Origin of the sequence: Serratia sp. B501 (assembly GCF_051172315.1) — a bacterium.
Lineage (GTDB): Bacteria > Pseudomonadota > Gammaproteobacteria > Enterobacterales > Enterobacteriaceae > Serratia > Serratia ureilytica.
This window is the reverse complement of record NZ_JBPIZB010000001.1, coordinates 930,609-943,156: the sequence shown is the minus strand read 5'-3', so window position 1 is coordinate 943,156 and position 12,548 is coordinate 930,609. Positions and strand designations below refer to the sequence as shown.

General features: G+C 61.3%; 15 protein-coding genes. 8 read left to right on the top strand and 7 right to left on the bottom strand.

Translation table 11 applies throughout. The features are described from left to right. Positions 1 to 2: 2 nt before the first annotated feature. Entirely contained in the window at positions 3 to 260 is a 258-nt protein-coding gene (locus tag ACSBQV_RS04640; protein WP_004930590.1) for a hypothetical protein, read from the top strand. A 146-nt stretch (positions 261 to 406) separates the two neighbouring features. Here ACSBQV_RS04640 and sapF read toward each other — a convergent pair whose 3' ends face one another. From sapF to sapA, 5 genes are read right to left on the bottom strand one after another with little or no spacing between them, the layout of a single operon-like run. Beyond that, positions 407 to 1,219: a putrescine export ABC transporter ATP-binding protein SapF gene (gene sapF / locus ACSBQV_RS04635; protein WP_016927550.1), complete on the bottom strand. Its 813-nt coding sequence runs from the start codon at positions 1,217 to 1,219 to the stop codon at positions 407 to 409. Between the two features lies 1 nt (position 1,220). Further along, positions 1,221 to 2,213: a putrescine export ABC transporter ATP-binding protein SapD gene (sapD, locus tag ACSBQV_RS04630; RefSeq protein ID WP_016927551.1), complete on the bottom strand. Its 993-nt coding sequence runs from the start codon at positions 2,211 to 2,213 to the stop codon at positions 1,221 to 1,223. Then, positions 2,213 to 3,103 carry a putrescine export ABC transporter permease SapC gene (gene sapC, locus ACSBQV_RS04625; protein ID WP_004930580.1) on the bottom strand — a complete coding sequence of 297 codons (891 nt, stop codon included), beginning with the start codon at positions 3,101 to 3,103 and terminating at the stop codon, positions 2,213 to 2,215. The genes sapD and sapC overlap by 1 nt, the downstream gene beginning before the upstream one ends. Then, entirely contained in the window at positions 3,090 to 4,055 is a 966-nt protein-coding gene (gene sapB / locus ACSBQV_RS04620) for a putrescine export ABC transporter permease SapB (RefSeq protein ID WP_004930575.1), read from the bottom strand. The genes sapC and sapB overlap by 14 nt, the downstream gene beginning before the upstream one ends. Beyond that, complete coding sequence (sapA, locus tag ACSBQV_RS04615) at positions 4,052 to 5,701, bottom strand: ABC transporter substrate-binding protein SapA (RefSeq protein ID WP_033643238.1); 1,650 nt, start codon at positions 5,699 to 5,701, stop codon at positions 4,052 to 4,054. Before sapA ends, sapB begins: the two co-directional genes overlap by 4 nt. A 204-nt stretch (positions 5,702 to 5,905) precedes the next feature. Here sapA and folE2 point away from each other — a divergent pair, with 204 nt between their 5' ends. The 3 genes from folE2 to zigA are packed head-to-tail and all read left to right on the top strand — an operon-like array spanning position 5,906 to position 8,580. Next, complete coding sequence (gene folE2 / locus ACSBQV_RS04610; RefSeq protein WP_099785786.1) at positions 5,906 to 6,832, top strand: GTP cyclohydrolase FolE2; 927 nt, start codon at positions 5,906 to 5,908, stop codon at positions 6,830 to 6,832. Then, entirely contained in the window at positions 6,822 to 7,382 is a 561-nt protein-coding gene (locus ACSBQV_RS04605; protein ID WP_060660657.1) for a carbonate dehydratase, read from the top strand. The genes folE2 and ACSBQV_RS04605 overlap by 11 nt, the downstream gene beginning before the upstream one ends. Before the next feature lie 10 nt (positions 7,383 to 7,392). Further along, complete coding sequence (gene zigA / locus ACSBQV_RS04600; protein WP_047026024.1) at positions 7,393 to 8,580, top strand: zinc metallochaperone GTPase ZigA; 1,188 nt, start codon at positions 7,393 to 7,395, stop codon at positions 8,578 to 8,580. A gap of 47 nt (positions 8,581 to 8,627) precedes the next feature. Here zigA and ACSBQV_RS04595 read toward each other — a convergent pair whose 3' ends face one another. After that, positions 8,628 to 8,873 (bottom strand): hypothetical protein, encoded by a 246-nt coding sequence (locus ACSBQV_RS04595; RefSeq protein ID WP_199169661.1) that lies wholly within the window; start codon positions 8,871 to 8,873, stop codon positions 8,628 to 8,630. Between the two features lie 93 nt (positions 8,874 to 8,966). On the opposite strand from ACSBQV_RS04595, the gene ACSBQV_RS04590 reads away from it, so the two are divergent. Then, positions 8,967 to 9,926, top strand: a complete 960-nt coding sequence (locus ACSBQV_RS04590; protein WP_099785784.1) for an SDR family NAD(P)-dependent oxidoreductase — start codon at positions 8,967 to 8,969, stop codon at positions 9,924 to 9,926. 110 nt (positions 9,927 to 10,036) lie between these two features. Here the strand turns inward: ACSBQV_RS04590 and pspF are convergent, their stop codons facing one another. Continuing rightward, entirely contained in the window at positions 10,037 to 11,044 is a 1,008-nt protein-coding gene (pspF, locus tag ACSBQV_RS04585; protein ID WP_033650277.1) for a phage shock protein operon transcriptional activator, read from the bottom strand. Between the two features lie 184 nt (positions 11,045 to 11,228). On the opposite strand from pspF, the gene pspA reads away from it, so the two are divergent. From pspA to pspC, 3 genes are all read left to right on the top strand, one after another. Beyond that, positions 11,229 to 11,894, top strand: a complete 666-nt coding sequence (gene pspA, locus ACSBQV_RS04580) for a phage shock protein PspA (RefSeq protein ID WP_004930555.1) — start codon at positions 11,229 to 11,231, stop codon at positions 11,892 to 11,894. A gap of 63 nt (positions 11,895 to 11,957) precedes the next feature. Beyond that, complete coding sequence (pspB, locus tag ACSBQV_RS04575) at positions 11,958 to 12,185, top strand: envelope stress response membrane protein PspB (protein WP_004930553.1); 228 nt, start codon at positions 11,958 to 11,960, stop codon at positions 12,183 to 12,185. Next, positions 12,185 to 12,544, top strand: coding sequence for an envelope stress response membrane protein PspC (gene pspC, locus ACSBQV_RS04570; RefSeq protein ID WP_033643233.1), 360 nt, complete (start codon positions 12,185 to 12,187; stop codon positions 12,542 to 12,544). The genes pspB and pspC overlap by 1 nt, the downstream gene beginning before the upstream one ends. Positions 12,545 to 12,548: the final 4 nt, after the last annotated feature.

Sequence of the window (12,548 nt, the reverse complement as noted above, 5' to 3'; positions counted from 1 at the left end):
TCATGATCAACAGCCGCCGCTGCGCGCGGCAGCGTCGGCTGGACAAAGAGGCAACATGCCCGCAGGCGGGGCGAAAGGCGGTTTTAGCGCAGCTCATCACAGCAGAGGGCGTGGCCGTAAACAGAAAAACCGGCTGCCAGCGTGAGCAGAAACTGCGTAAGGCGGCGATGGCGAATGCTGTTCATCAGTGCGATATCCTGTCGTATGAGAAGTGCAACGTAGGGGATATCCTCACCGATCGCCCTGGCGAGATAAAATAATGTTACGGACTAATCAATAACTGAAAGGAATAAAATATAAGGATATATAACAAGAATGTAATTTGCATGTGCGCTTTCTTGCTAAGCGGCAGGCGCGTAAGGCGATAAAAAACCCGCCGCAGCGGGTTTGGAGGTGAAGGTGTGACTCAGAAGCGGCCGCCGTCGCGCCGCCAGGCATCGGCGGTCAGCGCCTCGCCGAAGTGGCTGGCGATAAGACGCTTGGTCAATTCGTGCAGCGGCGCCGCCAACACCTCCGCGGTGCTGCCGCGTTCGACGATTTCCCCTTCGTGCATCACCAGCACCTGGTCGCTGATATGCTTCATCATGCCGAGGTGCTGGGTGACATAAATATAGGAAATGCCGTGTTTTTCCTGCAGCTCCAGCATCAGATTGATGATTTGCGAGCGCATCGACATGTCCAGCGACGCCAGCGCCTCATCGGCGACGATCACCTTCGGTTGCAGGATCAGCGCGCGGGCCAGCGCGACGCGCTGTTTTTGCCCGGAGGCCAGCATGTGCGGATAGTAGTAGGCGTGATCCGGCAGCATGCCGACCTGGCGCAGCGTTTGGTTGATACGTTGCTCGCGCTCGGCGGGCTCAAGATCGGTGTTCAGCCGCAGCGGCGCATCCAGCAGCTGGCCGATGCGCTGGCGCGGGTTGAGCGAGGTGCTCGGATCCTGAAAAATCATGCGAATACGCTGGCTGCGGTAACGATAATCGCCGAATGCCAGCGGATGATCGTCGATCAGCAGCTCGCCGGCGGTGGGTTCCACCATGCCGGAGAGCATCTTCGCCAGCGTGGATTTGCCGGAGCCGTTCTCGCCGATCACCGCCAGCGTCTGGCCTTCGCGCAGGGTAAAGCTGACCGATTTCACCGCCTCGACGTGCTGGCGGCGAAACAGCCCGGTGCGGTAGCGGTAGGTTTTGCTCAGGTTGCGCACTTCCAACAGCGTTTCCATGTTATTGCTCCTCCATGTTCAGCGGGAAGTGGCAGGCGAAGAAGTGGTTTTTGACCGGGCGCAGGCGCGGCGTTTCGATGCATTTCTTCTGCGCGTAAGGGCAGCGCGGCCCCAGGCGACAGCCGATCGGCAGGTGTTCCAGCGAAGGAATGGCGCCCGGCAGCGTATTCAACCGGCTTTTGTGCGGCAGCGAGCGGCCGAAGTCCGGCATGGCGCGGATCAGCGCCTGGGTGTAAGGGTGGTGCGGCGCCGCCAGCAACTCTTCGCACTGGGCGCTCTCCACCGTTTGCCCGCAGTACAGCACGTTCACCCGATCGGCCCACTTGCTCATCATCTGCAGGTCGTGGCTGATCAGCAGAATGGTGGTGTTGTTGTTCTGGTTGAGGCGCGCCAACAGACGGAAAATCTGCGCCTGCGTGGTCGGTTCCATGGCGTTGGTCGGCTCATCGGCGATCAGCAGGCGCGGTTGGTTGGCCAGCGCGATGGCGATCATCACTTTCTGGCACTCGCCTTCCGTCAGCTCGTACGGGAAGCTGCCCATGATGTCGTCATGATCCTTGATGCCGACGCGGTGCAGCAATTCGATGGCGCGGCGTTTGCGCCAGTTGAAGCGCTGCCACCAGTGGCCCTTATAGGTCCAGCCCGGGATGGCCTGCGCAAGCTGGCGGCCGATGCTCTCGGAAGGGTCGAGACAGGACTGCGGCTCCTGGAAGATCATTGAGACGTTGTGGCCCACCAGCTTGCGCCGCTCGCGCGGGCTCAGCTGCAGCAGATCGATGTCGTCGAAACGAAAGCGATCGGCGGTAACGCGCCAGTTGTCTTTGGTTACGCCGCAGATGGCCTTGGCGATCAGGCTCTTGCCGGAGCCCGATTCGCCCACCAGCCCGCGCACTTCGCCCTCGGTCAGCGTCATGCTGACGCGATCGACCGCCTTGACCGGCCCTTCGGCGGTCATAAATTCAATCGTCAAATTGCGGATATCGAGTAACGGCATTATTCCACCCCGGCATTGATTGCGCGGCGCATACCGTCGCCTAACAGGTTAACCAGCAGCACGCTGACGAGGATGGCCGCGCCGGGCAGCATCACCGTCCAGGGCGCGACGTACACCAGCTCGAGCGAATCGCCGAGCATCGCTCCCCATTCCGGCGAAGGCAACTGCGCGCCGAGATCGAGGAAGCCGAGCGCGGCGATATCCAAAATGGCCATCGACAGCGCGCGGGTGAACTCGGTCACCAGCACCGCCGCGATGTTCGGCATGACCGCGTACCACAGGATCTGCAGCGTGGAAGCGCCGTCAAGCCGGGCCGCCACCACGTACTCTTTCTCCAGTTCGTCGTGCACCGCGCTGTAGATGGTGCGCACCATGCGCGGCAACAAGGCGAGCCACACCGCCAGCATGGCGTGTTCAAGTTTGGGGCCGATAAACGCCACCACCACGATCGCCAGCAGCAGCGACGGAATCGACAGCAGGGTATCGAGGATGTGGTTGAGCACCGCCGAGCGTAGCCCGTGGGTGACGCCGGCGAACACGCCGAGGATCACGCCGCAGAACGCCGCGGCCAGCGTCACCGCCAGCGCGGAACCGAAGGTGGCGGCGGTGCCGGTCAACAGGCGGCTGAGGATGTCGCGCCCGAGATCGTCGGTGCCGAGGAAGAACGACACGTTGCCGTAGCGCGACCAGGACGGCGGCAGCAGTTGATAGCCAAGGAACTGCTGATCCAGCGCGTAGGGCGCCAGCAGGCTGCCGAACAGCGACAGCAGCAGCAGGGCGATCACGCCGTAAAAACCGATCATCGCCAGCGCGTCGCCATAGAAAATCCGCCAGGTGTAGCGCAGCGGGCTCGGCATCTTTTTCTCGCGGTATACGTTATCGAAGGGCATACCATTCCTTATGTTTCAGCGGGTTGGTTGCCGCACCCAGAATGTCGGCCAGAACGTTAATGGTGATCACCAGCGTGCCGACCACCATCACGCCGGCGGAGATCGCCGCATAGTCCTGTTGGCGAATGGCGTTGATCAGCCATCGGCCGAGGCCCGGCCAACTGAACACCACTTCGGTGATCATCGCCAGCGTGAGCATGGTGGAGAACTGCAGCCCCAGTTTGGGCACGATCGGCGGCAGCGCGTTGTGCAACACGTGGCGACGAATGATGGTGAAGCGCGACAGGCCGCGGGTGGCGGCGGCCTTGATGTAGTTTTGGCTCAGCACGTCGTCGGTGCTGATGCGCATCAGCCGCACCACTTCGGTGGTGGGCGCCACCGCCAGCGCGGCGATCGGCAGGATCATGTGGCGCAGGGCGCTGCCGATCATCTCGGCGCGATACGGCGAGTCCGACAGCCAGGCGTCGATCAGCGCGAAACCGGTGATGGGTTTCACCTGATACAGCAGATCGAAACGGCCGGAAACCGGCAGCCAGCCGAGATGCAGCGAGAAGAACAGCATCAGCAGCAGCGCCAGCCAGAACACCGGCATCGAAAAGCCCAGCAGCGCGAAGGTGCTGATGGCGGTGTCCTGCCACTTGCCGCGCAGCACGCCGGCGATGATGCCCAGCGGAATGCCGATAAACAGCGCCAGGGCGAAGGCCAGCAGGCACAGTTCCATGGTGGCCGGGAACACTTCGCGCAGCTGTTCGCTGATCGCCTGGCCGTTGATGCTGGAGACGCCGAAGTCCCAGTGCAGCAGGCTGACGAAGTAGAATTGATAGGCGTCCAGCAGGGCGGCGCCGTTCAGCGGCGCACGCGGCGTGAAATAGCTCAGGCTGAAGCTGACCAGCGTCAGGAAGAACAGCGTGATCAGCAGCAGCAGAATGCGGCGCAGGGTAAAGATAATCACTTTTTCACCTCCGGCGCGGATTCACGGTACACCCCGGCGAACGAGGCGTTGCCGAACGGGCTCAGCACCAATCCCTTGATGTCGTAACGATAGGCCTGCAGGCGCAGGGAAGACGCCAACGGCAGCACCGGCAATTGCTGCTCAAGGATTTTCTGCGCCTTGCGGTAGTTGTCGATGCGCTGAGACAGCTGCTGCGACAGCAGCGCGTTCTGCAGCACTTCGTCGAAGCTCGGGTCACACCAGTGAGCATAGTTGGTTTGCGAACGGATTGCCGCGCAGCTCAGCAGCGGCCGGAAGAAGCTGTCCGGATCGTTGCTGTCGGTGGCCCAGCCGGTCAGGGTCAGATCGTGGTTCATCTCCATCAGGCGCGCTTCCTGGAAGCGGCCCTCCACCGGCACGATGGTGACGTTGATGCCCACCTGGCCGAGGTCGGCCTGGATCAGCTCGGCGGTTTTCAGCGGGCTCGGGTTGTAAGACTGCGAGGCGGTAGGCACCCACAGCTTCAGGTTTAGCTGGCCGACGCCGGCCTGCCGCAGCATCTCGCGAGATTTGGCCGGATCGTACTCGGTGACGTGCGCGTCGTTGTCATAGGCCCAGGAGGCGCGCGGCAAGATCGAGGCGGCGGTTTCCGCCGTGCCGTAATAGATAGACTGCATCAACCGCTGGTTGTTGATCGCCAGCGAGATCGCCTGGCGCACATTGAGATTGTCGAGCGGCGGTTTGCGGGTGTTGAACGCCAGATAGGCGATGTTCATCCCCGGACGCAGCGTCAGGCGCAGGCGCGGATCGTCGCGCAGGATAGACAGCTGGCTGGCCGCCGGATAAGCCAGCACGTCGCATTCGCCGGTCAGCAGTTTGGAGAGGCGGCCGGTACCGCCGGCGCCCAGATCGATCACCACCTGCGGCATGCGCGGCAGCCCTTTCCAGTAGGCGGCGTTGCGCGCCAGGCGAATATATTGCCCCGAGCGGTATTCGTTGAGCAGGAACGGGCCGCTGCCGACCGGCTCGCGGTCGATCAGCTCCTGATGGCCCTCACGCGTCAGCAGATCGGCGTACTCGGCGGACAGCACCGGCGCGTAGTGGGTCGCCAGATGCCACAGGAACGAGGCGTCCGGCGACTGCAGGCGAATCTCCACCGTATAGTCGTCGAGCTTTCTCACGCTCTGCACCGAATCGCCGAACTGCAGGCTGTCGAAATAGGGGTATTCGCCGCCGTTCACGTCGTGATACGGGTGTTTCTGATCGAATACGCGGGCGAAGCTGAATACCACGTCGTCGGCGTTCATCTTGCGGGTGGGCGTGAACCAGGCGGTGGTCTGAAACGGCACGTCCTTGCGCAGATGGAAGCGGTAGGTGGCGCCGTTGTCCAGCACCTCCCAGCTCTGCGCCAGCTCGGGGATCAGGCGATAGGTGTAGGGGTCGACGTCCAGCAGGCGATCGTACAGCTGGGCGGCCAGGGTATCCACCGTCAGGCCGCTGCTGGCCATTTGCGGGTTGAAGGTATTCAGTATGCCGCTGACGCAATAAACAAAGCCGCTCTGGCGAATGTCCGGCAGCGGCGCCGCGCTGGGCGCGGGCGGTGTTGTCGCGGCCAGGGCAGAGCCCGTCAGGCACAACGACAGTATCCAAAAGGGTAAACCACGCATAGAGGCTCATGGGTTAATCAGCAATAGCGTTAGTGTATCGCACTCTGACCAGCAGCCCAATCCATTGAGCAAAATCGCTGAGTTTTCTGCGACTTGATTGATCAGCCCGTTCAGCGGCAAGAAAAAAGTTTTCCATGTTATGTTATAATATAACAAAATCATGTTACCGTTCCCCGGCAAAGTCACAATAACGCAAGGGGATGTATGAACGAAGTTGCACTTCCACCACGCCGTTCGCTGCCGGATGCTCAGGCATGGCGCGGCGAAATGAGTGATGTCGGGCTCGATTGGGTCGGGATGCAAGGGATCGCGCTGCCGCTGGAGCTGGCCGGCAAGCCATTGATGGCGAAGGTCGACGCCGGTATCAACCTGCGCGCCGAAGCGGCGGGCGAGCGCGGCATTCACATGTCGCGGCTGTATCTGGCGCTGGACGAGTTGACGCAGGGCGAGCTGACGCCGCAGCGCATCGGCCGAACGCTGCAGGCCTTTTTGGCTTCGCAGCCGGAACACAGCGATCGCGCCAGCTTGTCGATCGGCGGCGAGCTGTTGCTGTCACGCCCGGCGCTGCTGTCGCCGCAGCGCGGCTGGAAAGCCTATCCGCTGCGCATCGAGGCCACTCTGACGGATACGCTGACGCTGGCACTGACCGTCGGCGTGCCTTATTCCTCCACCTGCCCGAGTTCGGCGGCGCTCAGCCGTCAGTTGGCGCAGCAACAGTTCCAGTTTGATTTTGAACAGGCGGCGGAGCGGGTCAGCCAACGGCAGGTGAGCGAGTGGCTGCTGGAGCAAGGGATGCCGGCCACCCCCCACAGCCAGCGCAGCTGGGCCTGGATCACCGTGACGCCCGAGAATGAACGGGCGTTTGAGCCGGTGAAACTGATTGATCGCATCGAACACGCGCTGGGCACGCCGGTGCAAACGCTGGTGAAACGCAGCGACGAACAGGCCTTCGCATTGGCCAACGGTCAGAATCTGATGTTTTGCGAGGACGCGGCGCGCCGTCTGTATCGCATGCTGCGCAGCCAGTGCGACTACCGCGCTTTTTCGCTGCGCGTCGAGCATCAGGAGAGCCTGCATGCCCACAATGCGGTGGCGGAGCTGAGCTGGCGGGGAGAACACCATGCTGCGTAAAAATCCCAGTGGCCATCTGCCGCAGGTCTCGCCGCTGGCCTACATCGATCCCACCGCCATTATTTGCGGCCGGGTGATCGTTGAAGATTTCGTTTACGTCGGCCCTTATGCGGTAATTCGCGCCGACGAGTTGAACGCCGTCGGCGACATGGAGCCGATCGTCATCGGCTCGCACTCCAATATTCAGGACGGCGTGGTGATCCATTCCAAGAGCGGGGCGGCGGTGACAATTGGCCGCTACAGCTCGATCGCCCACCGCGCCATCGTGCACGGCCCGTGCCGCATCGACGATCGGGTGTTTATCGGGTTCAACAGCGTGCTGTTCAACTGCCACGTTCAGTCCGGCTGCGTGGTGCGCTACAACGCGGTCGTGGACGGCGTGACGCTGCCGGAAAACCGCTATATCCCCTCGACCGAGCGCGTGGGGCCGGACAGCGACCTGTCGCGCTATCGCCAGGTCGATCGCAGCGCGCTGCAGTTTTCGGAAGAAGTGGCCGCCACCAACGTCGAACTGGTGCGCGGTTACCAGGCATTACGCAATGAATTTTAATGAGGTCCCCATGAAACAACTTCCCGTGACCGTGCTTTCCGGCTTTCTCGGCGCCGGCAAGACCACGGTGCTGAACCACATCCTGAACAACCGGCAGGGCATGCGCGTGGCGGTGATCGTCAACGACATGAGCGAGGTGAATATCGACGCCGCGCTGGTGGAGAATGAAGTGCGCCTCGATCGCCAGCAGGAGAAGCTGGTGGAGATGAGCAACGGCTGCATCTGCTGTACGCTGCGCGAAGACCTGCTGGTGTCGGTGCGCGAACTGGCGCAGGACGGGCGTTTCGATTACCTGTTGATCGAATCGAGCGGCATCTCCGAACCGCTGCCGGTGGCGGAAACCTTTACCTTTGAGGATGAAACGGGCGAAAGCCTGTCGCAGTTCGCCCGGCTGGATACCCTGGTGACGGTGGTCGACGGGGTGAATTTCATCCGGCAATACCAACAGGCGCAAAGCCTGCAGGAGGCCGGCCAAAGCCTGGGCGAGGACGATCTGCGCAGCGTGGCGGACCTGTTGATTGAGCAAATTGAATTCTGCGACGTGATCCTGGTCAGCAAGACCGATCTGTTGACGCCAACGCAGCAGGGCGAAGTGATGGCGCTGCTGGCCAGCCTGAATCCCGACGCCCGCATTGTGCCGATCGCGCCGGGCAAACTGCCGCTGGAGGCGGTGCTGAATACCGGCAGCTTCAGCTTTGAAAAGGCGCAGCAGGCACCCGGCTGGCTGAAAGAGCTGCGCGGCGAACACGTGCCGGAGACGGAAAGCTACGGCATCAGCAGCTTTGTCTATCAGGCGCGGCGGCCGTTTGCGCCGGACAAGTTCTACCGCGTGATCAACGGCGACTGGGGCGGCGGCAAGCTGCTGCGTTCGAAAGGCTTCTTCTGGCTGGCGACGCGGCCGCGGCAGGCCGGGCAGTGGAGCCAGGCCGGCGGCATCGCCCATTACGGCCTCGCGGGCACCTTTTGGCGCGCGATCCCGCAAGACAATTGGCCGCAAGATCCGCAAACGCGGGCGCATATACAGGAGAAATGGGTGGAGCCGTTCGGCGACATGCGCCAGGAGCTGGTGTTTATCGGCCAGCACTTGCAACAGGCGGCGATCGTGCGTCTGCTGGACGACTGCCTGCTGAGCGACGACGAAATGGCCGCCGGCGTGGACTATTGGCTGGAGATGGCAGACCCGTTCCCTGAGTGGTAATTGCGCAATCTTCGTGTGGTAATGAGAAAAATTCTCAACAAAGTGCTTTACAGACGATACTGATAACTATTATCATCGCCTGGCAGTTCACGGAAGGCCACAGTTTGCGGCTCTGATGTGGAAGGCACGACATTGCTCACATTGCTTCCAGTGTTTTTTAAGCCAGCTCGGGTGCTGGCTTTTTTTTTTGCCTGTTTCAGACCGGAAACCTCGCCTGGCGAGCCATCATGCTCCACTTTCTTCTTTTTTCGCCGCGTAACCTGGACGATCTCGACAGAAGTTCGGGGTTTCATGCATTCACAGTCCCGTGACGGAATTTCATACTCCTTCTCATCGACGCGCCGGCTGCGTTTGGCCGGCCACTGTTAACCGTGAGGAGAATGCCTGTGATTACCCAACAAACCCCCATCAAGTCAGGATTCGGGCCCAAAACGACCGCCGGCGAGGTGCTCGCGGGCCAGGATCTGTCAGGCACGCTGGCCATCGTCACCGGTGGCCATTCAGGCCTCGGTCTGGAGACGACGCTGGCGCTGGCCGACGCCGGCGCACGGGTTATCGTCGCTTGCCGGGCACCGGCGGCAGCCAAAGCGGTGTTAGGGCAGAGTGCCTGCATTGAGATCGCCGAACTCGATCTCGCCGATTTGAACAGCGTGCGTCGTTTCGCTGCAGACTTTACCGCATCGAGCCTACGGGCGGATATCGTCATTAACAACGCCGGGGTGATGGCATGCCCGGAGGCGCGGGTGGGGCACGGTTGGGAAAGGCAGTTCGCCACCAACCATCTCGGCCACTATGCGCTGACCAATTTGCTGTGGCCGACCATTGCCGATGGCGGGCGGGTGGTCACCGTCTCCTCCGCCGGGCATCACCATTCGGCGATCCGCTGGGAAGATGTGCAGTTCGAACGCGGTTACGACAAGTGGCTGGCGTACGGTCAGTCGAAGACGGCGAATGCCCTGTTCGCCGTCTGGTTGGATCTTCTGGGCCGCTCGCGGGGGATCCGCGCATTTAGCCTGCATCCGGGTAGCATCGCCACGCCGCTGCAGCGGCACATATCGAGAGCAGAGATGATAGCCCTGGGCTGGATGGACGAAGAGGGCAATCCGGCCGATCCCGATGCCCTTAAAACGCCTCAGCAGGGGGCTGCTACGCAGGTCTGGGCCGCCACCTCACCGCAGTTGCAGGGATTGGGGGGCCTCTACTGCGAGGATGGCGATATTGCCGGCATCGCCGTCCACGACAGTCAGGCGCTGGTCGGCGTGAAGGAATACGCGATCGACCCGGAACAGGCGCAGCGTCTGTGGGCGCTTTCGGCATCGCTGACCGGCATTGATGCCTTCGCCTGACCAGGCCGCTAAAAAGCCGACCTCTTCAGGCGGCCGTTCTCAGGCCACATCTCTCAACCTGGGGCTAATAGCTGACGGCCGGGAAAGACCGGCATCCAATCCCCGCGTTGCTAATCCTCGTCTTGCTCGCCGTTTTGCAGCAGCGCATGCTTTTTCAGCATGCCGCGCAACTGGTGGTAAGTGAGCCCCAGCAGCTGCGCCGCCTTGCGCTGGTTGAATCGCCCTTGCTGCAGCGCTGCTTCGATCAGCGCCTTCTCTTGCTCCAACTGCCAGTTTTTCAGCTCGAGCGGCAGCGCCGGCAACGCGCCGGCGCCTTCAGGGGCAGGCGTAAGCGGCGTGGCCTCGCGTGGCGCAAACGGGTTGATGACGATCTCATCCAGCGGGTTGTCGCTGTCGCCGTGACGATAGACCGAACGTTCCACCACGTTTTTCAGTTCGCGCACGTTGCCCGGCCAGCCGTAGTTGAGCAACGTCTGCCTGGCGCGTTCGGTAAAGCCGGGAAACAGCGGCAGCGCCAGCTCGCGGCACATTTGAATGGCGAAGTGCTCGGCCAGCAGCATGATGTCGGGCCGGCGTTGGCGCAGCGGCGGCAGCTGCACCACGTCGAACGCCAGCCGATCCAGCAGATCGGCGCGGAACTTGCCCGCCGCCGCCAGCGCCGGCAGATCGTCGTTGGTGGCGCACACCAGGCGCACATCTACCCGCAGCGGCTGGCTGCCGCCCACGCGTTCCAGTTGGCCGTATTCGATCACCCGCAGCAATTTCTCCTGCACTAGCATTGGCGCGGTCGCCAGCTCATCGAGGAACAGCGTGCCGCCGTCGGCGCGCTCGAAGCGGCCCAGATGACGTTTCTGCGCACCGGTAAAGGCGCCGGCCTCGTGGCCGAACAGCTCGGAATCCAGCAGGTTTTCATTCAGCGCCGCACAGTTAAGCGAGATGAACGGCCCTTGCCAACGGTTGGAGAGGTAGTGCAGACGATGGGCGATCAGCTCTTTACCGGTGCCGCGCTCGCCGATCACCAGCACCGGTTTGTTCAGCTTTGCCACCTGGGAGACTTGCTCCAATACTTCGACAAAGGCGTTTGCTTCGCCCAACAAATTCTCTGGCTGTTCGTTCATGATGAAATTCGCCAATGTTTGGTGAAAATAATCACTCTACAGCAAGCGCGCAGAGAGTCAAAAATAAAGAGTTGTTGTTTTTCAATTAGATAAAAGTTGGCACGGGTTTTGATTATCTCTTTGGGCAAGCTGTACGACTTAACGCGGCGCTTCAGACGCCATCAGAACCAAGAGGAAGTGAATTATGGGTATTTTTTCTCGTTTTGCCGACATCGTGAACGCCAACATCAACACCCTGCTGGACAAGGCGGAAGATCCGCAGAAGCTGGTGCGGTTGATGATCCAAGAGATGGAAGACACGCTGGTTGAAGTCCGTTCTACGTCGGCGCGCGCGCTGGCGGAGAAAAAGCAGTTGCTGCGTCGCATCGAGCAGGGTGAAAGCCAGGTAAGCGACTGGCAGGAAAAAGCCGAGCTGGCACTGCGCAAAGATAAAGAAGACTTGGCCCGCGCGGCGCTGATCGAAAAACAAAAGGTTGCCGACCTGATCGCCACGCTGACGCAGGAAGTGGCGACCGTAGAAGAAACGCTGGCGCGCATGAAGAGCGAAATCGGTGAGCTGGAAAACAAGCTGACCGAAACCCGCGCGCGGCAGCAGGCGCTGGCGCTGCGCCATCAGGCCGCATCTTCCTCGCGCGAGGTGCGCCGTCAGCTCGACAGCGGCAAGCTGGATGAGGCGATGGCGCGTTTCGAACAGTTCGAACGTCGCATCGACCATATGGAAGCCGAAGCGGAAAGCATCAGCATCGGTAAAAAGAAGTCGCTGGACCAGGAGTTTGCTGAGCTGAAAGCCGACGATGCCATCAGTGAGCAGCTGGCGGCGCTGAAAGCCAAGATGAACCGCTCCGAGTAAGGCGAACCGCGGCCACACGCCGGAGGTGGCCGCCTATCCAGGATCCGATAAGAAGGAATAACAATGAGTGCTTTATTACTTGCCATTCCGCTGACAATTTTCGTGCTGTTTGTCGCGCCGATTTGGCTTTGGCTGCATTACAGCAATCGGCAACAGACCGGCATCCAGCTGAGTCAGCAAGAAATGCAGCGCCTGGCGCAGCTGGCGGAAGACGCCAAACGCATGCGTGAACGCATTCAGGCGCTGGAAGAGATCCTCGATGCGGAACACCCGAACTGGAGACAGTCCTGATGAGCATGACGCTGGGCAGTAAAAAGCTTTATCGCGTACCCGAAGAAGGCATGGTGAAAGGCGTCTGCGCCGGTCTGGCTCACTATTTCGACGTACCGGTGCGCCTGATCCGCGTGATGGTGGTGCTGTCGCTGTTCTTTGGGCTGTTTTTCTTCACGCTGGTGGCCTATATCGCGCTGGTGTTCGTGTTGGACGAAGCGCCGGCCAGCCGTTTCGAGGGCGAGCATCAGAAGACGCCGCGCCAGTTGCTCGATCAGCTGGAATATGAGCTGGGCAGCGGCGAACAGCAGCTGCGTCAGGTCGAGCGTTACGTGACGTCCGACACCTTCGGCGTTCAGAGCCGCTTCCGCAAGCTGTAACTCT